Source organism: Desulfurivibrio modestus (assembly GCF_044068625.1).
In the GTDB taxonomy this organism is placed as follows: domain Bacteria; phylum Desulfobacterota; class Desulfobulbia; order Desulfobulbales; family Desulfurivibrionaceae; genus Desulfurivibrio.
The window spans coordinates 47,673-69,318 of record NZ_JBIPKH010000011.1 but is presented as its reverse complement, the minus strand read 5'-3'; the positions used below and the strand labels follow the sequence as shown (position 1 = coordinate 69,318).

Here is a 21,646-nt window from a genome sequence, read left to right as displayed (position 1 = left end):
CCCTTTATCCCCGCGCCAACAAGGGAAAGCCCAGCTCCTCCCGCTTGGCCACGTACTGCTCCGCCACCTTGCGGGCAATGTTACGAATCCGGCCGATGTAGCGGGTGCGCTCGGCCACACTGATCGCCTTGCGGGCATCCAGCAGGTTGAAGGTGTGGGAACACTTCAAACAGTAATCGTAGGCCGGCAGGATCAGGCCAAGCTCCAGCAGGCGGAAGGCCTCGGACTCATAGATAGCGAAAAACTCCAGCAACCGTTCCACGTTGGCATGTTCGAAGTTAAAGGCGGAAAACTCCTTCTCCGCCTGGAGAAAGATATCGCCGTAGCTGACCCGGCCGTCCCAGGAGATATCGTAAACGCTCTCCACTCCCTGCAGATACATGGCAATCCGCTCCAGACCGTAGGTCACCTCCACCGTCACCGGATGCAGATCCAGGCTGCCGGCCTGCTGGAAATAGGTAAACTGGGTGATCTCCATCCCATCCAGCCAGACCTCCCAGCCCAGACCGGAGGCCCCCAGGGTGGGGGATTCCCAGTCATCCTCGACGAAACGGATATCGTGCGCCAAAGGATCGAGCCCGAAGCGGGTAAGGCTCTCGATATACATCTCCTGGATATCGGGCGGGGAGGGTTTGATGATCACCTGATACTGGTAGTAATGCTGCAGCCGATTAGGATTTTCCCCGTAGCGGCCATCGGTGGGACGCCGGGAAGGCTGGACATAGGCGGCCCGCCACGGCTCCGGCCCCAGGGCCCGCAGCAGGGTGGCGGGGTGGAAGGTCCCGGCACCAACCTCCATGTCGTAGGGCTGCTGAATGGCGCAACCCTTCTCCGCCCAATAACGGCCCAGTTCAAAAATTATCTCCTGAAAATTCATAAATCCGCCTGTCTGTTGTCGGCGATCAGACCGACCAAGGTACAAAATGGGTGAACGGGCACGACTCACCAGGATTGGCAGAAAAGCCAACATTCCGGGCCAGCCGGATATCGTGACGTTTTACGGGACCACCGCCCGCCAGTCAAGATTTTTTGTCCACGATTTTCGCGTTACCGGTGAAAGCTGGGGAAACGGGGGAAGCGGCGGCCTTGAGCAGCTCCAGGGCATGGGCGGCTCGCCGGCGCACCACCGGATCGGGAGAATCGAGATAGGGGGGGAGATAGAGGAGGGCGTTTTTGCTGCGCAGCAACTGGGGGCGGACCTCGGCCAGGCGGCCCAACCCCCACATCAGACCTTGCTGCAGGGGAGGGTACTCCAGGTAGAAACCATCCTCCCGCATAAATGAAACCAGGATATGACTGTACTCTTCAGCCAGCTGTTCATGGTGAACCAGACACTCGGCCATCGCCTCGGGGGCGCCCCAGCCGATCCCGCCGGACTCATCATTGAGGCTCCACATGAAGCGGCGCATCACCACCCTGGCCGCCTCCAGATCCTGGTCAGCCAGGGCGGCCACCACCGGCCCCATGGCGCTCACCGCCCGCCAGCGCAGATGCTGATCATGGTGACAGAGGGCGGCAAAGAGCGCCTTGAGGACCTGGGAGCGGGGCAGGGCAGCCAGGGCGCCCAACACCTCCGGCAGGGGGTCGTTGCCGGTCAGCAGGGAGATAACCCGCGCCTTGGTCGCCCGTAAGCTCATGGCTACATGGCTTTGGCCACGGCCCGGCCCAACTCGACGCAAGCCTTGAGGCTATCGTGGCCGGGCACGTTTTTAATCCGAACCCCTTCGCCGGCCGCGGGTATCCCCATCTCATCCAGAAAGGCTTGCAGATGCTTGACCGCCTCCCCACTCCAACCGTAAGACCCGAAAGCGGCCCCGACCTTCTCTTTGGGGCGCAACCCCTTCATGTAGGTCAGAACATCGGCCATGGCCGGCATGATATTGTTGTTGAGGGTGGCCGAACCCAAAATCAGGGCCCGGGCATCGAGGACCTCGGTCATGATATCGCTGCGATGGTTCTTGCGGGCATGGAGCAGACGGATCTCTTCGATCCCCTCCTGCTGCAAACCGCTCTCCACCGCCCGGGCCATCTTTTCGGTGCTATGCCACATGGTGTCATAGACAATAACCGCCTTCCTACGGCTCTCCTGGCGGCTCCAGCGGCCATAGGCGTCAATGATCGCCCCCGGGCTGCGCCGCCAGATCAGGCCGTGATCGGGAGCGATAATCTCCACCGCCGGACCGTTGGCCGCCACCTCCGCCAGCAGCTTTTGAACCAGGGGCGAATAGAGCAGCAGGATATTGGCATAATACTTGGCCGCGTGGGCCAACAGCTCGCTCTCCTCAACCTGATCGTCGAAGCGTTCGGAGGTGGCCCAGTGCTGGCCAAAGGCGTCACTGGAGATCAGCAGCTTCTCCTCGGGAATATAGGAGAACATGCTGTCGGGCCAGTGCAGCATCCGGGTTTCGATAAAGCGCACCGTCCGTTTGCCCAGCTTGATCTCATCACCGGTTTTAACCACCTGATAGGGCCAATCGGGCCGATGGAAGTGCTCCAGCAAGGCCTTGTGCCCCATGGGCGAGCAGAAAATCTTCTCCGGCTTGATCAGCTCAACCAGCTCCGGCAGACAACCGGAGTGATCCAGCTCCACATGGTTGACCACGATGTAATCGATCTTTTGGGGGCCGGTGACCTGGTGCAGATGGTGCAGCAGATCGCTTTTGAACCCCTGCCGCACGGTGTCAAACAGCACGGTCTTCTCATCGCGGACCAGATAGGCGTTGTAGCTGGTGCCCTTTTTGATGGAATAACCGTGGAAATCCCGGTTATTCCAATCCACCGCCCCGACCCAGAAAATATCCGGTCGAATCTCAGTTGCCGTCATCGCCCTTTCCTCTAAGCCTTCCAGAGGCCATGCAGGTTGCAATACTCCCGGGCCGTAACCTGGGCGGCGCTGACCGGGAAAAAGGCCTCGGGGGTCTGGCCGGGCTCAAGGAACTGGCGATAGACCTTGCCGTCGGCCAGCAATTCGATCCACTCGATGTAATGCTTCTCCTCCATGGGATGGGGCACCGCGCCGACTTTCACCAGATAGCCGCCCTCAACCTTCTCGATTACCGGCACGTGCTTCTCCTTGGCGGCATCAACGGTGTTTTCGGTCATCAGCCGCATGGGCTGGCCACAGCAGACCAACTGACCGGCTCCGGCATGGAGCACCTCCACGATGTTGCCGCACAGGTCACACTTGTACACTTCCAGCTTCTTGGCCATCATCTTCCTCCTTATCGTTGACTAACCGGCTTACCAGTTCTCTTTCAACAACTCAAAGTGGGCCTGGGCGTGATCACAGGCCGGACAGCGATCGGGGGCGGCTTGGCCTTCATGGGTGTAGCCGCAATTACGGCACTGCCAGGAGGTTGACTGTTCGCGCTTGAAAACCCGGCCCGCCTCGATATTGGCCTTGAGCGCCTTGTAGCGTTTTTCGTGGAAGGCCTCGGCCACCGCGATTTTAAGAAAGATTTCGGCGATCTCGTCAAAACCCTCCTCCCGGGCCACCTTGGCAAATTCGGGATACATCACGTTATATTCATGATTCTCGCCGTTGGCGGCTTCGGTGAGGTTTTCAACCGTGGTGCCGATCTTCCCGGCGGGAAAGGCGGCGCTGACCTCCACCTCCCCCCCCTCCAGCAGCTTGAACAACCTCTTGGCATGCTCCTTCTCCTGGTTGGCGGTCTCTTCAAAAACCGCCGAGATCTGGACATAGCCATCCTTCTTGGCTTGGGCGGAAAAATAGGTGTAGCGGTTACGGGCCTGGGATTCACCGGCAAAAGCGGTGAGGATGTTCCTCTCCGTTTTAGTACCTTTAAGCGATTTCATCTTAACCTCCCGAGAAAAAAGTTGAGTAATCTACTTGATTTTTTTTAGCGGAGCAGCAGAGGACTAACGGCACACGGGGCAGAAGCCGCCAAACTCGATACTGTGGCGAACAATGGCATAGCCGGTCTGCTCACGGGCCAAGGACTCCAGGTCCAGATCCAGGGAAAGATCCAGATCATCAACCCGCCCGCACTTCAAACAGCGAACATGGCAATGAGGCACGACGTTGCCGTCGAAACGTTTCTGGGTTCCCCCCACCTCCAGTTTCTGGATCATGCCGTTTTCCGCCATCAACTCCAGATTGCGATAGACGGTGCCCAGACTGATCCGGGGCAACCGCTTACGCGCCATCTGGTAGAGTTCATCGGCGGTGGGATGGGTACACACCTTACGAAGTTCGTCCAGCAAGACCTGGCGCTGCTTGGTTACCCGCAATGTATTTCCTAAGGACACGTCAGCCTCCATTCTACTTGTACCCCCGGCTTAAAGGACCGGAGCGGGAAGAAATCCTCGACCCAACAGGGTCATAACTTCAAATAGGAATAATTTCCATAAAGTACAAGATACGCCAAGAAAGGGATTCTGACAAGGGGCAAAATTTAAGGCCTTAAAGAATACTGATAACCCCGGCATCCCTTACCATCTCCGCCGGCTCCTGGAGCGGGCCCAGGGGGTTGCGCCGGTAAAGATGCTCATCCACCTTGGGGGTACCGCCGCAGAGCTTATAAACCACCACATCATCCACCATCACCACCAGGGCGTTGAAACGCCAGCCGGTCTGGTGTGTTTTACGAATAAAGCTCAACACGTCGAGGATAAAATTACCATGACGCCGGGCCTCCATCCTCTCCAGCCGAAGCTGGTAGGCCAGGCATTTGGACGAGTCAGCCACACAGTCCCGCAACCCCCGGTCCATATCCTTCAGGCTAAAGCTGGAGTTGGGCATAAACAGGCTGACGATATCGGGATAGGTCAGGATCTGGAGGTTGGGGGTGACGGCGGGATCGATTTGAAGACCGCGCAGATCCTCACTGGTGGTCTGATAGGGGATGACCTGATCAAAAACAGCCTTGCTGGCCGCGAAACTGGGCCAGGGCGCCTCACTGCGGGTTTTGGCCACCGGCAGCATTTTGCCGCAGCCAGCGCCCAGCAGGGCGACCAACAGCAGTATTGCCAGCATCATCCGGGCAGAAAGCATGGTGGAAAACCTTTAAGGGTGAAGAATCACAGACCTTAAAATCAGGCGGCATCGGCCAGGTTGACCAGAATGCGGCCCTGGTGGCGCCCCGCCAGGATATCATCAATTTTACCATCGACCCCGTCAAGGGAAATCTCGGTAACCAACTCCTCGAGATTGGCCAGATCCCACGCTCCGGCCAGGCGTTGCCATACGGCCCGGCGGGTGGGCATGGGGCACTCGGCACTGTCGATGCCGGCCAGGGTGACCCCCCGCAGAATAAAGGGATAAACATTGAGGGGCAGCTCGGGGGAGGCGGCGTTGCCGCAGCAGGTTACCAAGGCCCCGTAGCGAGAGGATTTGATGGCGGTGGCCAGAATCGGCCCGCCCACCGTGTCCACCACCCCGGCCCACTTCCCCTTGAGCAGCATCCTGCCGCTCTCGTCGGTGGCCTCGGCCCGGCTCAAAACCTGCTCCGCCCCAAGCTCCCGCAGACGCGGAGCCAGTTCCGCCTTACCGGTCACCGCGCAGGTCCGATAACCCAGGCGGACCAGCAGGGCCAAAGCCAGCATCCCCACCCCGCCGGTGGCGCCGGTGACCAGGATCCTGCCCGCGTCGGGCCCGACGGGAAAATCCACCAGGCGGGCCAGACACTGGGCGGCGGTGAAACCCGCAGTGCCGTACATCATGCAACGACGCAGGCTCAAACCAGGGGGCTTGGGCATCACCCAGGCCGCCGGCACCCGCACATATTGGGCCAGGCCGCCGGGGGTGTTCATCCCCAGATCATAACAGGAGACCACCACCTCCTGGCCGGGGACAAAATCGGGCACCCGGCTCTCCACCACCACCCCGGCCGCATCGATCCCGGGGGTGTGGGGATAACGGCGGGTCACCCCGCGATTGCCGGCCGCCGAGAGGGCATCCTTGTAATTGAGCGAGGAGTAGTGAACCCGGACCAGCACCTCGTGATCGGGTAATTCGCCGATTTTGCGGGCCACAATCCGGCGGCGGAACCGGCCGTCGGACTCCTCCTCCACCCGGAGAGCGCGAAAAGTTTGGTTATTCATCGTTAAATCTTCACTTTTTTTAAAGTCGGCTTGCCAGATCAACTTCCTTGGGGGTAAACAGTATAGGATGATTTGCTCCTGGTCAAGCTGCGCTTTCCTTCCTAATAATTATCTAAATCGAGAGGTGGAGCATGAAGCTTTATGACGACAAGTACATCAAGAACATCGTCCTGCTCGGCAGCGTCAAGTCCGGCAAGACCACCCTGGCCGAAACCATGGTCTTCGAAGCCGGACTCTCCAACCGCCGCGGCACGGTGGAGGACAAAAACACCATCTCCGATTACCACGAAATCGAACATGAGCGCGGCAACTCGGTTTACGCCACCCTGCTCCATACCGACTGGCGGGATTACAAGATCAACATCATCGACACCCCCGGCCTGGACGACTTTGTCGGCGAGGTGGTCTCCTCCCTGCGGGTGGCCGACACGGCGGTGATGCTGATCAACGCCCAGTACGGCGTGGAGGTGGGCACCGAATTGAACTGGAAATATGTGGAGCAGTTTCAAAAGCCGGCAATTTTCGCGGTCAACCAGGTCGATCACCCCAAGGCCGACTACTTCGGGGCGGTGGAGTCGATCCGGGACCGATTCGGGGCCGCCGCCGTCCTGATGCAGTACCCCCTTAACCAAGGCGACGGCTTTGACTGCATCATCGACCTGCTCAAGATGACGATGTACAAGTTCCCCGCCGAGGGCGGCAAACCGGAAAAGTTGGCAATTCCGGCGGCGGAGCGGGAGCGGGCCGCCGAGCTGCACAATCAGTTGGTGGAAAAGGCGGCGGAGAACGACGATGAGCTGATGGAGCTCTACTTCGAGAAGGGCAGCCTGGATGAGGACGAGATGCGCAAGGGACTCAAGATCGGGATGCTCAACCGTGAGGTTTTCCCGATCTTTTGCCTTTCCGCCAAGCGCAACATGGGCAGCGGCCGGATGATGGGCTTCATCGACAACGTGGCCCCCTCCGCCACCGAGATGCCCCCCGAAAAAACCGCCGACGGCGGCGAGCTGACCTGCGACCCCGCCGGGCCGCCGGTGCTGTTCGTTTTTAAAACCCTGGTCGAACCCTTCCTGGGCAAGGTCACCTTTTTCAAGGTCTGCTCCGGCACGGTCAGCGAGGGGATGGATCTGGTCAACAGCGCCACCGGGGAAACCGAACGGCTCAACCAGTTGTTCATCATGGCGGGCAAAAATCGCAACCAGGTGGCCAAACTGGCGGCCGGCGACCTGGGAGCGACCCTGAAAATGAAGGCAACCCGCACCAATCATACCCTGCACGGCAAGGATGCCCCGGTCAGCCTGGCCCCCATCGAGTTCCCCGAACCCCGCATCCGCACCGCCGTGGTCACCGGCGACAAGAAGGATGATGAAAAGCTCGGGGAGGCCCTGCGGGAGATCCAGACCGCCGACCCCACCATCAAGGCCGAACTGGCCCCGGAGCTGAAACAACTGATCCTCTGGGGCCAGGGCGAACTCCACCTCAACCTGGTCAAGTGGCGCCTGGAACATGTCCACGGGATCAAGGTCGATTTCGTCGAGCCCAAAATTCCCTACCGGGAGACGATCCGCAAAACCGCCACCTCCGCCTACCGCCACAAAAAACAGTCCGGCGGTTCGGGCCAGTTCGCCGAAGTCCACCTGCGGATCGAACCCTGGGAGGAGGGGCTGCCCGACCCCAGCGACTTGACCGTACGGGGCAAGGAGGAGATCGACCTGCCCTGGGGGGGCAAGCTGGTTTTTTACAACTGCATTGTCGGCGGGGTGGTCGACGCCAAATACCTGCCCTCGATCCTCAAGGGGGTGATGGAGAAGATGCAGGAGGGCCCCATGACCGGTTCCTATGTCCGGGACGTGCGGGTGATGGTCTTCGACGGCAAGATGCACACGGTGGACTCCAACGACATCTCCTTCAAAATCGCCGGGGCCCAGGCCTTCAAAGAGGCCTTCAAAGAGGCCAATCCCCTGATCATGGAGCCCCTCTACGACATGGAGATCCTGGTGCCCGAGGAGTTGATGGGGGAGGTGATGAGCGACCTGCAGTCCCGGCGCTCGGTGATCCAGGGGATGGAGTCCCAGGGGCGTTATCAGGTGATCCGGGCGGTGACCCCGCTCTCGGAGCAGCACAACTACTCCACCACCCTGAAATCCCTGACCCAGGGCCGGGCCAGCTTCCGCTGCAGCTTCAAGGAGTACGCCCCGGTGCCCCACGACCTGCAACAAAAGCTGACCGCCACCGGCGCGTAACTCACAGCAGGCGACCACTGGTAGCAAAGGTCCGGCAGTGCCGGACCTTTGCTACCAGTGGGGTTGGTTGCCGATCCGATAGTTCATCACCTCCATGGTATCGGTGACCACCACGAAGGCATCGGGGTCAACGGCCCGGATCGTCCTCTTCAACGGGCCGATATCACGGAAGTTGACCACCGCGTAGAGCATGTTCTCCTCGCTGCCGGAATAACCTCCCCGGGCCGGGATTACGGTGGTGCCCCGGCGCAGGTCGCGTAAAATCTCCCGGTTGATCTCCGGCCAGTGCTTGGAGATGATCATGACCGCCTTGCGCTGGCTCAGGCCGGTGACCACCAGATTGACCAGTTTGGCCGCCACATAGAGCTGAATCAGGGTGTAGAGGGCGGAATCCAGCGAAAAAACCAGGGCGGTGAGGGCCAGGACCAGCACGTTCAGGGCCAGCAGGGTCGAACCCAGAGGGATCGAAAAGCGCTTCATCAGCATCACCGAGAGGATATCCGCCCCCCCCGCCGAGCCCTGGGAGCGCAGGGTGATCCCCGCCCCCAGGCCAATGATGATTCCGGAGAAGATTGCCGCCAGGATCTGATTTTCCACCACCAGCTCAACCTTGATCAGCGCCAGGGCCAGGGAAAAGATGGCGGTTCCCACCAGACTGTAGAAAAAGAAGCGGCGACCCACCGCCATGATCGCCGCCAGAAAGAGGGGAATATTGACCAGGAGGTAGGTCAGCCCCACATCCAGGGCGGGGAAGATCTCCTGGAGAATGACCGCCAGGCCGGTGATGCCGCCGGCCGCGAACTCATGGGGGATGATGATCCCGTTGACCGCCACGGCGCAAAGGCCCCCGCCCACACTCAGCATCAGCAGGTTGACCAGGACCTGCCGCAGGTCGGCCAGGGTTATTTGGGGCACCTGGGGAATTTTCACGCCGTGGGTCGCTCCTTGCGAGTTGGATATTGCCGGCGGACAAAGGCCAGCTCCTCATCCCGGCTCTGGACCAGGCCATCGAGCCGGGCCTCCAGCAGCCGGTCGAGAATCTCCCGGAAAATGGGGCCGGGGGTGTGACCCAATCGCTTGAGGTCTTCACCGTTGATTTCGCTCCGGATGGTGCTCAGCTCGGTAACATACAGGGAGATCGCCTTTTTGGCCGCCTTTTTACGAATAATCGCCATCAGATAAAGCAGCCCCTCCGGGGCCAGGCCGACCAAAAGATGGTGGATGGCGCTGTTGCTGCTGGGCGCTCCCCGCCGCAGCACGGTGGCAGCCTCCTGGGCCGCCCACTTCTGCTCCAGCAGGGTCCGGCGGATTCGTTCGGGCACCTCGAAGCGGCGGCAGAGGGCATCCAGCTCCTGGCGCTTCAGCAGGGCGGTCAGGGCCAGAAAGTAAACCAGCCAGGCCCGGCAGGGCTGCTCCAGATACAACAGCTTGTGCCAGGCCAGAGCCAGCTGGGCCTCATTGAGGATATTTTCCAGCCGGGGCTCCAGGCGCAGGCGGGGGTGGAGAAAGGGCAGAAGACCGAACTGATCCAGGCGGCGGATGGCGGGCAGGGGGTTATCTTCGCTTAAGATCAAACGCAGCTCGCCAAAGAAGCGGTAACCGAAAAACCGGTCGAAAAGGTTCATCCCCACCGCGTTCTTGATCAACCGCTCGGTATGGCGGCCGATGGTGAAACCCATCCGCTGCTCGAAACGCACCGCCCGAAAGATCCGGGTCGGGTCCTCGACAAAGCTCAGGTTGTGCAGCACCCGGATCTTTTTTTCCTTGAGATCGTTCTGGCTGTTGAAAAAATCCACCAGGGTGCCGAAGCTCTCGGGATTGAGGTGGATGGCCATGGCGTTGATCGTGAAGTCACGCCGGTAAAGGTCGAGCTTCAGCGAGGAGAGTTCCACGGTGGGCAGGGCCGCCGGATAGTCGTAATATTCCAGCCGGGCGGTGGCCACATCCACCTTGCGCCCCCCGGGCAGCTTGACCACGGCGGTGGCGAACTTCTTGTGGACCCGGACCTCCCCCCCCAGCCGGGCGGCCAGTTCCCGGGCAAAGGCCACCCCGTCGCCCTCAATAACCACATCCAGATCAAAGTTGCGCTCATGGAGCAGAAGATCGCGGACAAAGCCGCCCACCGCGAAGGCGTGATATTTTTTGGCGGCGGCAACCTCGCCGATGGTCCGCAGCAGGATCACCACATTGCGCCCCAACCGCTCCACCATCAGATTTTGCAGATTGCGGTTCCGCTCCAGGGAGGGCAGCTGTTCCGCGTAAAGGTTGCGGGGCAGACGGGAAGGGTCGTTGACCAGCAGGTTGAGCAGATCGGTCCGGGTAATCACCCCCACCAGTTCGCCGCTTCGGGGGTCCACCACCGGAATAATCCGCTGGCGATGCTCGATGATCAACTTCTGAATATCGCCCAGGGTGGCGGCCGGGGGCAGGGTGGCAAACTCAGTACTCATATACTCGCTGACCTTCTGCTCGGAAAGACCCAACTGGATCGCCTTGCCCGCCACCCGGCGGGAGACCAGGCCGATCACCCGTCGCTCCTCATCCACCACCGGCAATACCGTGATATTGTAACGGTTGAGCAACTCATCGGCGGCCCGGATGGTGATCCCGGGCCGGGCGCTGATCGCCGGGGCGCTCATCAGGTCGATGGCCCGGCGTTCGGGCCGGATCTGCTGATGGAGTACCTGGACCAGCTTCTCCTCGATCTCGATCATGGTCAGATCCTTGATCGTGGCCGAGGCCGCCGAGGCGTGGCCGCCGCCGCCGAACTCCCGGGCGACCTCGCCGGCATTGACCTCGGGGATCCGGCTCCGGGCGATGAGATAGGTGCGATCACCCATCCGGGCCAGGGCAAAGAGGACGTTGAGGTTTTCCATCACCATCAACCGGCGCACCACCACGGCAAAGCCGTCGAAGTAGCCGTCGATGGCCAGTTTAGCCACTGTGATCTCCACCCCCTGAATGGAGTAGGTGATGGCGGAGCGGATCAGATCGTTGAGCAGGGTTACCTCGACACTGCTCAACTCCTGGGCCACGAACTGGGTGATGGTGTGGAGATTGCCCCCCTGCTCCAGCAGCCAGGCGGCGGCCTGGAGATCTTCCGGGGTGGTGGTGTCGAAGTGAAAGGAGCCGGTATCCTCGTAGATCCCCATGGCCAGCAGGGTGGCCTCCTCGGGCCGGAGTTCCAGGCCCTGCCGGCGAATCAGATCCACCAGGATGGTGACGGTGGCCCCCACCGGCCGGATATGCTCCACACTACCCCGGAGATCGCCCGCCACCGCCGGGTGATGATCGTAGATGTGAAGCTCCAGGCCGGGATTTTTTAAACACTCCGCCAGGGGGCCCAGGCGGGAGGCCTGGCGGGTATCGACCAGAATCAGTTTGGTGATCTGGTCAAAGGGAATATTTTTCAGCCGCTGAAAGTCATAAACATACTCCACCGCCTGGCTGAAAAAATCGCGCAGGTTCTTCTCCTGGGCCCCGGCAAAGGCCAGCACCGCCCCGGGGTAAAGCATCTTGGCCGCCACCATCGAGGCCAGGGCATCGAAATCGGCGTTGATATGGGTGGTGATCAGTTCCATCCCGCCACTCTACCTTCGCTCCCGCTCTTTTGCAATCGGACGGCGGACAAAGGGGGAGGACGGGAATCGGCCTTGCCGGGGGGGTGCCGTTGACCATCCCTACTTTCGGGCAATGGCGATATTGGCCCGGGCCATCTCGACACTTTCAATTTTGGGCGCGTTCTCACCGTCATGAAAGTCCAGGGTTTCCTGGGAAAAGGAACGATACATCAAGCGCACCTGGGCTTCATAGTTTCCCTTGCCGGGCAGGGCGATGGCATAGGTCTCACTGTCGCGACCCTTGGCGGTGATGCGGCGGTCATAGCCGATCCCGGTGGCCCGCCAGCTCTTGCCGGTCAGGTTGCCCTCGCTGTCCGTGAAGAGCAGGCGGTAAAACACCGCGTCGGGATCGACATGGTTGGCCTCGTCCACGTAGCCGGAGTGAAAGACGGTTTTGCCACCGGCATCCACCACCTTCACCTCCAGCCACATTTTGCGGATGTAGGTTACACCGGTGGGAATCTTGTGGCCGGCCCCCACATTGTCCACATGGACCGTCAACTCCAGCTTGCCGTCGGCGACCTTGCTCTCCAACTGCAGTTGGGCAGCCGCCCGCAACTGCTCTTCCGCCAGCCGCGCCTGCTCCTCATGGCCCAGTTTGCGTTGGGTGAAGGAGCTGCCGCCCACAAAGCCGTGGAAGGCGACATTGTCGCGCTCCTTGCCCATGAAGCTCGACTTGCCGGGATTGTTGCCGATGCCCGGGGTCGGGGTCATGTGGCAGTTCTGGCAAGTGATCCCGGCCTCCGCATAGGGGCCCGCCTTCCAGTCATCATAGGTGTCGATGATGGGCACATCACCAATGGGGTGCCGGACATTATGACAGGCGCCGCAAAACTCGGTGGAGGTAAAGAGCGGCGAAAACTCAACCTCATGGAAGGGGGAGGAGCCATCGCCGCGATTGCCCCGCTTGACCGGGCCGGGATCGGAGATATTCCCCATGTTGAAGACGCGGTCGATCCCGGACACGGTGTGGCAAAAATCGCAGGAGATCCCCTGCAGGCCGGTATCATCAAAGCGGCTGCCATCATGGGGCGGCAGCTGGCCGGTACGGGCGGCAATGGGGGCATGGCAGGCGCCGCACAGGACATCGGTGGCCCCCGCGGTTTCGGCATGGGCCAAGCGGTAATCATCCTGATACCAACGGTTTTGCCAGGCATAGGCATGCATGGAGCGGGACCACTCCTGATGGATCTCCAGGTGACAACCCATGCAGGAGTCCGGCGACTGAAAGGATCCCGGCGGGAACTGCTGGGTCTCCACCACCAGTTGGTTGTCGAGCTCTCCCCCGGCGGCCGACAATGAAGAGGCGGAGTACCCCCCCAACAGGCTCAGGCCGGCAACCGCGACTAACACTTTGTAGCTTTTTTTCATCTTTTTACTCCCTGGATAAAGGTGTTTTAATGTGGCGTTCGCACCGCGAAACCACTACGCAATCAACAAAAAAGAGCACCAAATTTGTAAGATACAGCCTAGCGGCTAAGCCGGCAAAAGACAAGCTGAAAAAGAGAAGCTTTACTGGAAAGAGCAGCGACACCTAACTGTTCCAAGGTGAGCTCACAGGGTCTCGGCCGGGGTTACCTCCATCTTCTCCAGTTTTTCGATGGTGTAGAGCTGTTCGGCGGTGAGGTCGATATGGTGGGCGTCGATTTCAATTTCAGTGCTGGAGATGTCGGCAAAGGCCTTGAGCAACCGGCTGTCCAGATCCAGGTGATCCTGGGAGATGATGGCGAAATCGTTGCCGTAGGCCCGGAAAACCAGGGAGCGGGGAAAGGCGGCCTGGAGTTCGGCGGCAAAGCGGGTAAATAGCTTGTTGCCCTTGTCCCAGCCCAAACGCTTGTTATACTCCGGCAGATTGCGCAGGTGGAGCAGATAGAGGCAGGAGTAACGGTTGCTCTCCAGGTTGTTGAGGACGATCTTGAGATAGTCCTCATTGTAGAGCCCGGTCAGCCGGTCGTTGAAAAAGTAGGAGAAGCGCTTTTTCTCCAACTCGGTAAAGGGCAGCTGATTAACATGGAGGGGAATCTCGATCCCGGCCAGGACCTTGAGGGCCACCGCCACCACCTCGGCGTTGAACTGGCTCCCGGCCAACTGCTCCAGTTCGGCCAGGGCCTGGGGAAGCTGCTTGCGGGCCTTGTAGATTCGATTGGTGGTCATGGCGTCGAAGGCATCGGCCACCGCCATGATCCGCGAAAGCAGGGGGATCTCCTCGTCCACCAGGCCATCGGGGTAGCCGCTGCCATCGGGCCGTTCGTGGTGGTGCAGGATGATCACCGCCAGATCCTTGTACATCTCGATATTGGAGAGCATCTCATAACCGGCCCGGGGATGCAGTTTGATCAGCTCATAATCCAGCTCGGTGAGCCGGCCGGGCTTGAGCAGCACCGAGTCGGGAGTGGCGATCTTGCCGATATCGTGCAGGACGGCGGCCATGTAGAGCCGCTTTTTCTCCGCCTGGGGCAGCTTCATCTCCCGGGCGATCAAGCCGCAGTAGTGGGCCACCCGTTCGGTGTGACCGGCGGTATAGGTATCGCGCTGCTCGATCATATCGACAAAGGAGAAGATGGTCTCCTCGTAATTGGCGGTGCGTTCGGCGGTGAGTTTGGTGGTCAGCTCCCGCTGGCGGAAGGAATCGATGGCAAAGCCGATATCGCCGGCCAGCTCGTCAAGCATCTCCCGCTCTTCCGCCTCGAAGCCCTCCCGGCGCCAGGTATAGATGGCGAGGCAACCCGAAGGTTCCTCGTCCTGGCGAGCCCGCAGGGGCAGGCTGATCACCCCCTTGGCTCCCCTGACCCGCTCCGGATCCCGCCAGAGGGAAGCGTCCAGGGGCTCCTCCCCGACCAGCCGGGTGATGGTCCGGTTTTCCCGCAGACAAACGGCGGCGGCGACCTCGGCGAAGGGGCCGGGGCCGGCGGCCACCGTAAAGGGTGGTTCCACCAGGGGATTACGGGCGGGATCGGCCGTGTAAACCTCGCTGATCACCCCGTTTTTTAAGAGGCCGATCCAGCAGAAACGATAATTGCCGTGCTGCATGAACCGAGCACAGGAGCTTTCCAGCAGACTGGTAAGATTGGGGGAGGTAATCAGCAGCTTGTTGATGTGAGCCACCGTGTTGAGGATCTCCCGCAGGTAGCGCTCCCGGTCCAGGAGGGCGGCGATCTCCGCGGTCCGTTGGGCCACCCGGCTCTCCAAGGTTTTATTTAAATGCTCAACCTTCTCCTTGTCATGCTTGACCTTTTCACTGAGCAGTCCCACCGGAACGGCCAGAAAAAAAAGAAAGCCGATCCGCATGGCCAGGTCGGTCCAGTCGATCTGGGGCAAAATCTGCCAAATGCTGAGCAGATAGAAGAGGGCGGAAAAGACGGCGACCGCCAGTCCGAACCGGAGGCCAAAATAGATGGTGTGCAGACAGATCAGCAGATAGTAACCGAGGAAAAAGCTGCTGGTAAAGCTGGTGGCGGCGTGAACCAAAATGGTGAGGAAGGCCAGGTCGAGAAAGAGCGAGGTCAGATAAACCTTTTTCAGCAGCGCCGGCCGGAAAAAGATAACCAGGTAACAGATAAGGCTGTAAAGGAAAAAGGCGGCCAGGGCCCTGATCAGCAGGCTCTCCTCCCAGGGCGGCAGCGAGACCAGCAGGAGCCAGGCGACCCCGCCGGCCAGGCTGAAAACCCGCAGGAGCAGAAAGGTGAGGTCGATCTTGCCGGTTGCCGCCCTAACCCGGTTCCACCGCTGATTCAAAGACATGGAAAGCTCGAACCGTCGAAGATGACAGCCACGCCCGGGCAAGGAGCCGGGCCGGCCGGAAGGTGTTCCCGTCCCGGCGGATTCCCTCCGCCGTTACTGCTGATCATAGCGGCCCGGCGACATGACCGTCAAGCGCCTCCCGGCCCTTTTCCCTCTTTACCCCCGGTGACCAGCACCCGCCCCAGGGCCTCCAGCAGCTCCTGGAGGCTGTATGGCTTGACCACCGCCGCGCGAAAACCGTAGCCGGTAAAATCCGCCATGATCGAATCATTGGAATAGCCACTGGAAACAATCAGCCTGGCCGCGGGATCGATCTCCAGCAGCCGGCGGGCGGCCTCCTTGCCGCCCATCCCCCCCGGAATGGTCAAGTCGAGGATTGCCACGGCAAAGGGAGCGCCCTGGGCCAACGCCCGGCCATAGCACTCCACCGCCTGCTGGCCATCGGCCACCGCGGTCACCGCAAAGCCCTGCTGCTCAAGCATCATGGTCAACATCCCGCGAATTATCTCTTCGTCGTCCATGACCAGAACATGCCCCCCGGGCAATGGCAGCGACTGGGTCCAGTCCCCGGCCACCGCGGCGGGCCGGCCGGCCGAAGCGGGGAGAAAGAAGGTAAAGGTCGCCCCCTGGCCCGGGACACTGCTGGCGCCGATATGGCCGGAGTGGCGGTTGATGATGGAGTGGGAAATCGCCAGCCCCAGCCCGTTGCCCTTCTCTTTGGTGGTAAAATAGGGGTCGAAAACCCGCTCCAGCTGATCGTCGGCAATCCCCGCCCCATGATCGCTGATATCGATCCGAATATAACAGTTGCCGGCCAGCCGCAGCTGCAGGGGCAGGGCGGGGTCGCCCGCCGGGACATTGTGGCCGCGCACCGCGATAACCCCGCCTGCGGGCATGGCCTGGCCGGCGTTGATGACGATATTCTGAACCACCTGGCTGATCTGGCCGCTATCGATCTCCACCGGCCAGAGGTCGGCGGCAAAATCGTACCGGCAGGCGCAGGAGCTGCCGCGCAGCACGAATTCCGCCGAATCCTTGATCACCACGACCATATCCGCGGTTTTACGGACAGGGCTGCCACCTTTGGCAAAGGTCAGGAGCTGCCGGGTCAAACCGCTGGCCCGGGTGCTGGCCTTTTCCGCCCCCTGCACCAACGGCCGAATTTTGTCCTCTTCCGGCGGCAGGGTCAAGCCGATCAGGGCAAGGTTGCCCTGAATGGCGGTGAGCAGATTGTTGAAATCATGGGCGATCCCCCCGGCCAGGACCCCCACCGCCTCAAGCTTCTTGGCCTTGAACAGTTCATCCTCCATCCGATACTGTTCGGTCACGTCGCGAAAGACCAGAACCACCCCGATCACCCGGCTGTTCCGGTCCCGGATCGGGGCGCCGCTGTCGGCGATGCTGCGTTCCCGGCCGTCCCGGGCGATAAGGGCCGTATGGTTGGCAAGCCCGACGATTTGCCCGCTGGCCAGAACCTTATCCACCGGGTTTTCACAGGGCTGGCGGGTTTTCTCGTTGATAATGGGAAAAACCTGACATAGGGGCAGCCCCGCCGCCTCATGCTGCCGCCAGCCGGTAAGCTCCTCGGCGACCCGATTGATAAAGGTAACCCGGCCCTCGGTGTCGGTGGAAATTACGCCATCGCCGATGCTGCGCAGGGTCACGGCCAGCCGCTCCCTTTCGGCGGCCAGCGCCTCCTCGGCGCGAAGCCGCTCGCTGATGTCCCGGCAGAGGGCCATGATCATCGCCCCCTCCTCGGTTTCCACCAGGGCGGCGTTGATCTCCACCGGCCGCCTTTGATCCTCTGTCGAGCCATATTCAACCATAAGGTTGCGGACCATCCCCTCGCGCACGCAGCGATCCAAGGCCGCCCGGGTGGCCTGGTGGTCGGCCGGGGCCGTCCATTCCAGAGGATGATGGCCGATCACCTGCTTTTTGTCACCATGACCGGTAAGCTGCAGATAAAGCTCGTTGGCGTCCAGCACCACCCCCTTAGGATCGAGGATCACAAAACCGGTGGCGGTGGTCTCGATCAGGGTTCGGTATTTCTTTTCCGAGCGACGCAACCGATGGGTCGACCGCCGTAGCCGTTCCGCCATCCGCTTCATGAACAGGGAGAGCTCCCCCAGTTCGTCATGGCTTACCGGCGGCAGGGGATAGTCGTACCTGCCCTGCTCGATCGCCGTGATCGCCTGGCGCTGACTGAGCAGAAAACGGTTGGCATAACGGGAACTGACGAACCACAGGCCCAGGGTGACGAGGATGGCCAGAACCGCGACCCCGGCGGCCAGCCAGAAGAGCTGGCGCTGAATCGCGCCGGTGGCCCCGATAAGCTCTTCGCTGGTCCGCCGGGCGAAGAGGAGCAGGTGCTCCTGGGTCTCCCGCAGGTAGAGGCGGCGGTCATACCCCTCCAGGTAGTCCAGATAGTTGTTTTCACTTTTGGCCAGCAGGGTATTAAGCGATGCCAGCAGGGCCGGATCCTGGCGCCGCTGCCCGAGTTCCCGGCTGATCCGGCGCATTCCACCAATGGCGGTGGGATCGCGCTGGATAAGGGCCTGGGACTGGAGAGCCAGGAAGTTAATCCCCCGGGCGCTATCCTCGCCCCACTCGGGCAACCGGGCGGCAAGCTCCTGAAAGAGCGCCAGCCGCAGGGCCGGCGCCTCCTGCCGGAAGGCTTGCTCCCGCTGGTAGGCGGCGATCAGCTCCTCGGCGGCCTGCCGATAGTGCCCGAGAAGCTCCTCGACCAGCCCCAGTCGCCGATAAAAATCAGCCTCGGCGGGATTGAACTCGCGGCCCAGGAGGGCGACCATCTCCCGCACCTGGTCGATTTGGCCAACAAACTCCTCCCGGCTTGCTTCGGCGCTGCCCGGGGTCAGCCCCAGTTGCCGGCTCTCCAAAAGGTTAAGCTGCATCTCGAAGCTGTGAATCTGGCGAAGCTGGTCATTGAGCCGGCCCAACTGGAGCATGCTGCCCAATACCGTGATCCCCAGGACCAGGGTGATCAGGGTAAGGCTTAAAAACACCGCCAGAATCTTATAGGAGAGGGAAAAGCGCCAGTTCATGGGGTGGGCCGCCGCAAGTCGCGGGTGGCCGAGCTGTAGATCACCTCGTCAACCCTGTTTTCCCGCCGGGCCGCCGCCACCACCCCCTTCAACTCCCCTCCCTCGATCATGGTGTCCAGCCAGTGGTTGACCCCCCGGTACCAGTTGTGGTCAAACTCGTTGGAGTAGCGGATGGTCGGCAGCGATCTGCGCTCGATTTCGGGATCGATCTCCAGCCAGGCCGCTATCTGGAGGGCGCTGGCTTCGGGATATTCGTTGATATGGTCGTTGGCGCGCTTCAGCAGCGAGAGCAGGGCCGCAACCTCCCTGGGGTGGCGGCGGACAAAACTCTCGTCCCCGGCCAGGGCGCAACAGGGCATGCCCACCCAGCTCCCGGCCGGCGGCAGATCCCGCAGGTTCACCAGCAGCCGGCCCACCTGTTGAACTTCCGCCTTCGCCACCAGGGGCTGATTGATCACAAACCCGTCGATCAATCCGCTCTCCAGGGCGGCAAAGAGCCGGTCGCTGCCATGCAGATTGAGCAGCACCACCTGGGCTTGGGAATCATCATCGACCCGGCGGGAATAACTAAGGCCGGCACTCCGCAGGGCGGCCTCAAAGGCGAGGTTCTGCACTGAAACTCCGATCCGGTAGCCGATCCTGACCGGCACCGGGCTCTTTTGGACATATTCGACGAAGGCGGCCCAGGAGTCCGCCGGCAGATCCCGGTTCACGACAAACCCGGCCCCTTCCCCCATCAAGGGCAGCAGGATCCGCACCTCACTACCCTGGTCGATCAGGACGAGCATGGCCGGGACCCCGCCATAGGCCAGATCAACCTGTTTTTCGGCCAAACGGCGGATCAAACGGATTCCTCCCTCATCGGGGACGATCTGCAGCCGGGCGATAACCCGACCATCGGCAATCAGGTCATAATCGGTCTTGAAAGTCTGCTCCCGGAGAAAAACCCCGCCATTATCCCGGAAGTAATCCGGGTTCAGGGCGGCGATATAGAGGGCCGCGTGGTGGTCGTGGGGGGCGTGGCCGAAGCGGATAAGGGGCGGCTCCGCCGTTTTCCGCTCACACCCGGCAAGGGGAAGAAAAAAAGCCGCCAACAACAGCAATAAAAACAGGCATCTCTTCATCGCCGTCCTCCCATCCCTATCGTGGTATAGCCCCAAAGCGGAGAGCCTCGTACCAGAATAGTCGATAAGACAGCAAGATTCAACCGCCTGTCAAATTAATTTTAGTTTACAAACAACCATTCCCGGTGGGGAGGGTCAAGCCCGACCGCTCTTCTCCAGGTAGTAGTGGTAGTCCCCTTCATAGCTCCGCAGCTCGCCGTGGTCGATCTCGAAGACCCGGTTGGCCACCGCCCGCAGGAAATGGCGGTCGTGGCTGACCAGGACCACGGTGCCGGCGAACTCCTTAAGGGCCGCCAGCAGGATCTCCCGGGACTGGATATCGAGATGGTTGGTGGGCTCGTCCAGGATCAGGAGATTGAGAGGCCGGGAGAGCAGGGTGGCCAGCACCACCCGGCTCTTCTCGCCGCCGGAGAGATTGGCGATCCGCTTGTCGATCTCATCACCCCGGAAGAGGAAGGCGGCCAGGATATTGCGGATCACCCCCACCCCGGCCTGGGGCAGGGCCGTTTGCACCGTCTCGAAGACGGTCAGTTTGGGGTCCAGCACCTCCATGGCGTGCTGGCTGAAATAGCCGGGAACCACCGAGGCCCCCAGGGTGGCGCTACCGTTGCTGGGTTCGGTCCGGCCGGCCAGGACCTTCAAAAAGGTCGACTTACCGGCCCCGTTGACCCCCACCACCGCGATCTTGTCCTGGCGTTTGATCAGGCCTGAGATGCCGCCGAAGATCGACCTTTCGCCGCCATCGGGTCGGGGCCAGACCTTGGCCAGATTTTCCAGCCGGATCACGTCATCGCCACTGCGCGGGGTTTCGGCAAAGCTGAACTTGACCAGCCGCTGTTCGGCGGGCAGCTCGATCCGCTCAATCTTCTCGATCTTCTTGACCCGGGACTGGACCTGGGCGGCATGGGAGGCCCGGGCGGCAAACCGGGCGATAAACTCCTCCTCCTTGGCCAGCATCTCCTGCTGGCGGCGGTGGCTGGCCACCAGTTGTTCCCGCCGGATCTCCCGTTCCCGTTCGTAAAAATCGTAGTTGCCGGTGTAGGTGGTCACCTGCTGGTTGGCCACCTCCACCACCCGGCTGACCAGGCGATTCATAAAATCGCGGTCATGGCAGGTCATCAGCAGGGACCCCTTGAAATCGTTGACCAGCCAGTTCTCCAGCCAGATGATCGACTCCATGTCCAGGTGGTTGGTGGGTTCGTCCAGCAGAAGAACATCGGGGTTGATGGTAAGAATTTTAGCCAGCCCGATCCGCATCTTCCAGCCGCCGGAGAACGACTCCACCGGCCGGCGGTAATCCTCGGGACCGATCCCCAGGCCGGTGAGCACCGCCTGGGCCCGGGCCTCCAGGTCGTAGCCGCCCCGATGCTCGAACTCCTCCACCACCTCCCCGTAGCGGGCCAGGAGACTTTCCAGCTCATCGGGCTCCATGGGCTCGGCCATGGCGGCTTCCATCTCCGCCATCCGGGCGCCCAATTCGACGGTACGGGCCGAAGCCGCCATCACCTCGGCCAGGGCCGAACGGCCGGCCATCTCGCCCATCTCCTGGGAGAAGTAGCCGATCACGGTCTGGCCGGGGCGGGAGACCTCTCCCCGATCCGGCTGCTCCTCGCCGGTGATCAGGCGAAAGATCGTGGTCTTACCGGCCCCGTTGGGCCCTACCAGGCCGGTGCGGGTATTGGGCGGAATCTGAAAGCTGGCCTCTTGAAAGAGGATCTGGGGGCCGTGCTGACGGGTGACTTTGTTGAAATGGATCATGGCTGCTCCGGGCAAAAAAGTGGCTACTTAGCATG

Annotated in this window: 16 protein-coding genes; 1 reads left to right on the top strand and 15 read right to left on the bottom strand. The window is 61.2% G+C overall.

Going from position 1 to position 21,646, the window contains the following annotated elements:
- Window positions 1-4: 4 nt before the first annotated feature.
- From glyQ to ACHHRT_RS08345, 8 genes are all read right to left on the bottom strand, one after another.
- Window positions 5-877, bottom strand: coding sequence for a glycine--tRNA ligase subunit alpha (glyQ, locus tag ACHHRT_RS08380; protein ID WP_395499316.1), 873 nt, complete (start codon window positions 875-877; stop codon window positions 5-7).
- A gap of 142 nt (window positions 878-1,019) precedes the next feature.
- Window positions 1,020-1,637, bottom strand: coding sequence for a DVU0298 family protein (locus tag ACHHRT_RS08375; RefSeq protein WP_395499315.1), 618 nt, complete (start codon window positions 1,635-1,637; stop codon window positions 1,020-1,022).
- A gap of 2 nt (window positions 1,638-1,639) precedes the next feature.
- Complete coding sequence (locus ACHHRT_RS08370) at window positions 1,640-2,824, bottom strand: FprA family A-type flavoprotein (RefSeq protein ID WP_395499314.1); 1,185 nt, start codon at window positions 2,822-2,824, stop codon at window positions 1,640-1,642.
- An 11-nt stretch (window positions 2,825-2,835) separates the two neighbouring features.
- Window positions 2,836-3,210 (bottom strand): desulfoferrodoxin, encoded by a 375-nt coding sequence (locus tag ACHHRT_RS08365; RefSeq protein WP_395499345.1) that lies wholly within the window; start codon window positions 3,208-3,210, stop codon window positions 2,836-2,838.
- A gap of 30 nt (window positions 3,211-3,240) precedes the next feature.
- The gene (gene rbr / locus ACHHRT_RS08360) at window positions 3,241-3,816 is read right to left on the bottom strand and encodes a rubrerythrin (RefSeq protein ID WP_395499313.1); all 576 of its coding nucleotides are present in this window, start codon (window positions 3,814-3,816) and stop codon (window positions 3,241-3,243) included.
- Window positions 3,817-3,879: 63 nt separating this feature from the next.
- On the bottom strand, window positions 3,880-4,281 hold the full coding sequence (locus ACHHRT_RS08355) for a Fur family transcriptional regulator (protein WP_395499312.1): 402 nt from the start codon (window positions 4,279-4,281) through the stop codon (window positions 3,880-3,882).
- A gap of 142 nt (window positions 4,282-4,423) precedes the next feature.
- Complete coding sequence (locus ACHHRT_RS08350; protein ID WP_395499311.1) at window positions 4,424-4,999, bottom strand: hypothetical protein; 576 nt, start codon at window positions 4,997-4,999, stop codon at window positions 4,424-4,426.
- Window positions 5,000-5,055: 56 nt separating this feature from the next.
- Window positions 5,056-6,063: a YhdH/YhfP family quinone oxidoreductase gene (locus ACHHRT_RS08345; RefSeq protein ID WP_395499310.1), complete on the bottom strand. Its 1,008-nt coding sequence runs from the start codon at window positions 6,061-6,063 to the stop codon at window positions 5,056-5,058.
- A 131-nt stretch (window positions 6,064-6,194) separates the two neighbouring features.
- Between ACHHRT_RS08345 and ACHHRT_RS08340 the strand changes: the two genes are divergently transcribed.
- Entirely contained in the window at window positions 6,195-8,306 is a 2,112-nt protein-coding gene (locus tag ACHHRT_RS08340) for an elongation factor G (RefSeq protein ID WP_395499309.1), read from the top strand.
- Between the two features lie 51 nt (window positions 8,307-8,357).
- Here ACHHRT_RS08340 and ACHHRT_RS08335 read toward each other — a convergent pair whose 3' ends face one another.
- The 7 genes from ACHHRT_RS08335 to ACHHRT_RS08305 all read right to left on the bottom strand — a co-directional run bounded on the left by ACHHRT_RS08335 (window position 8,358) and on the right by ACHHRT_RS08305 (window position 21,611).
- Window positions 8,358-9,236 (bottom strand): YitT family protein, encoded by an 879-nt coding sequence (locus ACHHRT_RS08335; RefSeq protein WP_395499308.1) that lies wholly within the window; start codon window positions 9,234-9,236, stop codon window positions 8,358-8,360.
- A complete protein-coding gene (locus tag ACHHRT_RS08330) occupies window positions 9,233-11,887 on the bottom strand; it encodes a CBS domain-containing protein (RefSeq protein ID WP_395499307.1) in 2,655 nt (884 codons plus the stop codon). The genes ACHHRT_RS08335 and ACHHRT_RS08330 overlap by 4 nt, the downstream gene beginning before the upstream one ends.
- A gap of 99 nt (window positions 11,888-11,986) precedes the next feature.
- Complete coding sequence (locus ACHHRT_RS08325) at window positions 11,987-13,297, bottom strand: multiheme c-type cytochrome (RefSeq protein ID WP_395499306.1); 1,311 nt, start codon at window positions 13,295-13,297, stop codon at window positions 11,987-11,989.
- Between the two features lie 183 nt (window positions 13,298-13,480).
- The gene (locus tag ACHHRT_RS08320; RefSeq protein WP_395499305.1) at window positions 13,481-15,667 is read right to left on the bottom strand and encodes an HD domain-containing phosphohydrolase; all 2,187 of its coding nucleotides are present in this window, start codon (window positions 15,665-15,667) and stop codon (window positions 13,481-13,483) included.
- A 128-nt stretch (window positions 15,668-15,795) separates the two neighbouring features.
- Window positions 15,796-18,729 (bottom strand): PAS domain S-box protein, encoded by a 2,934-nt coding sequence (locus ACHHRT_RS08315; protein ID WP_395499304.1) that lies wholly within the window; start codon window positions 18,727-18,729, stop codon window positions 15,796-15,798.
- The gene (locus tag ACHHRT_RS08310) at window positions 18,726-19,853 is read right to left on the bottom strand and encodes an ABC transporter substrate-binding protein (protein ID WP_395499303.1); all 1,128 of its coding nucleotides are present in this window, start codon (window positions 19,851-19,853) and stop codon (window positions 18,726-18,728) included. The genes ACHHRT_RS08315 and ACHHRT_RS08310 overlap by 4 nt, the downstream gene beginning before the upstream one ends.
- A gap of 135 nt (window positions 19,854-19,988) precedes the next feature.
- The gene (locus tag ACHHRT_RS08305) at window positions 19,989-21,611 is read right to left on the bottom strand and encodes an ABC-F family ATP-binding cassette domain-containing protein (protein ID WP_395499302.1); all 1,623 of its coding nucleotides are present in this window, start codon (window positions 21,609-21,611) and stop codon (window positions 19,989-19,991) included.
- Between the last annotated feature and the right edge of the window lie 35 nt (window positions 21,612-21,646).

Excerpts from the sequence above, each read along its gene's own strand:
- ACHHRT_RS08355 (WP_395499312.1), bottom strand. The coding sequence starts at position 4,281 with ATGGAGGCTGACGTGTCCTTAGGAAATACATTGCGGGTAACCAAGCAG.
- ACHHRT_RS08330 (WP_395499307.1), bottom strand. The coding sequence starts at position 11,887 with ATGGAACTGATCACCACCCATATCAACGCCGATTTCGATGCCCTGGCC.
- ACHHRT_RS08310 (WP_395499303.1), bottom strand. The coding sequence starts at position 19,853 with ATGAAGAGATGCCTGTTTTTATTGCTGTTGTTGGCGGCTTTTTTTCTT.
- glyQ (WP_395499316.1), bottom strand. The coding sequence starts at position 877 with ATGAATTTTCAGGAGATAATTTTTGAACTGGGCCGTTATTGGGCGGAG.
- ACHHRT_RS08370 (WP_395499314.1), bottom strand. The coding sequence starts at position 2,824 with ATGACGGCAACTGAGATTCGACCGGATATTTTCTGGGTCGGGGCGGTG.
- ACHHRT_RS08340 (WP_395499309.1), top strand. The coding sequence starts at position 6,195 with ATGAAGCTTTATGACGACAAGTACATCAAGAACATCGTCCTGCTCGGC.
- ACHHRT_RS08305 (WP_395499302.1), bottom strand. The coding sequence starts at position 21,611 with ATGATCCATTTCAACAAAGTCACCCGTCAGCACGGCCCCCAGATCCTC.
- rbr (WP_395499313.1), bottom strand. The coding sequence starts at position 3,816 with ATGAAATCGCTTAAAGGTACTAAAACGGAGAGGAACATCCTCACCGCT.
- ACHHRT_RS08365 (WP_395499345.1), bottom strand. The coding sequence starts at position 3,210 with ATGGCCAAGAAGCTGGAAGTGTACAAGTGTGACCTGTGCGGCAACATC.
- ACHHRT_RS08320 (WP_395499305.1), bottom strand. The coding sequence starts at position 15,667 with ATGTCTTTGAATCAGCGGTGGAACCGGGTTAGGGCGGCAACCGGCAAG.
- ACHHRT_RS08345 (WP_395499310.1), bottom strand. The coding sequence starts at position 6,063 with ATGAATAACCAAACTTTTCGCGCTCTCCGGGTGGAGGAGGAGTCCGAC.
- ACHHRT_RS08315 (WP_395499304.1), bottom strand. The coding sequence starts at position 18,729 with ATGAACTGGCGCTTTTCCCTCTCCTATAAGATTCTGGCGGTGTTTTTA.
- ACHHRT_RS08325 (WP_395499306.1), bottom strand. The coding sequence starts at position 13,297 with ATGAAAAAAAGCTACAAAGTGTTAGTCGCGGTTGCCGGCCTGAGCCTG.
- ACHHRT_RS08375 (WP_395499315.1), bottom strand. The coding sequence starts at position 1,637 with ATGAGCTTACGGGCGACCAAGGCGCGGGTTATCTCCCTGCTGACCGGC.
- ACHHRT_RS08350 (WP_395499311.1), bottom strand. The coding sequence starts at position 4,999 with ATGATGCTGGCAATACTGCTGTTGGTCGCCCTGCTGGGCGCTGGCTGC.